The sequence below is a fragment of the Collinsella aerofaciens genome (assembly GCF_964283865.1).
GTDB lineage: Bacteria > Actinomycetota > Coriobacteriia > Coriobacteriales > Coriobacteriaceae > Collinsella.
The window spans coordinates 1-890 of sequence record NZ_CAXYLS010000036.1 but is presented as its reverse complement, the minus strand read 5'-3'; the positions used below and the strand labels follow the sequence as shown (position 1 = coordinate 890).

General features: G+C 64.8%; 1 protein-coding gene. It reads left to right on the top strand.

Going from position 1 to position 890, the window contains the following annotated elements; genetic code table 11:
* Nucleotides 1-890: arginine deiminase (locus ACRX4W_RS09730; RefSeq protein WP_373162749.1), on the top strand; the 890-nt coding region annotated here is incomplete at both ends.

Here is an 890-nt window from a genome sequence, read left to right as displayed (position 1 = left end):
ATGCCGCAGATCGTCCGCGAGAAGCTGGACTCCATCGAGGACAACCTCGAGTTCGTCAAGAAGACCATGGCCGGCATGACCAAGGCCGAGATCGACATGCCCCTCACGGCGTCCACGACCCTCGACTCCCTGGTCAACTCCGAGTCCGAGTCCGACCTGATCATCGACCCGATGCCCAACCTCTACTTCACCCGCGACCCGTTCGCGGTCGTCGGCGAGGGCGTCAACCTCAACCGCATGTACTCGGTCACCCGCAACCGCGAGACCCTGTACGGCAAGTACGTCTTCAAGTACCACCCCGACTACAAGGACGTCTCGCTGTACTTCCGCCGCGACTGCCAGTTCCACACCGAGGGCGGCGACGTGCTGAACATCAACGAGAAGACCCTCGCCGTCGGCATCTCCCAGCGCACCCAGGCGGCCGCCATCGACGTCATGGCCCAGAACATCTTCTGGAACTCCGACTCCAAGGTCGAGCGCATCCTGGCCTTCGACATCCCGGTCTCGCGCGCCTTCATGCACCTCGACACGGTCTTCACCCAGATCGACGTCGATAAGTTCACGATCCACCCCGCCATCATGGGCACCCTGCGCGTCTACGAGCTGACCGCCGGCAAGAACCCGGGCGACGTGAACATCCGCCTGATCGAGGACACCCTCGAGCACGTCCTGGAGGACGCCACCGGCGTCGACCAGGTCAAGCTGATCCCCTGCGGCGGCGGCGACCCGATCGCGGCCTCCCGCGAGCAGTGGAACGACGGCTCCAACACCCTGTGCGTCGAGCCCGGCAAGATCTGCGTCTACGCCCGCAACACCGTCACCAACGACGTGCTGTACAAGGAGGGCCTGGACCTTCTCGTCGTGCCCTCCGCCGAGCTCTCCCGCGGCCG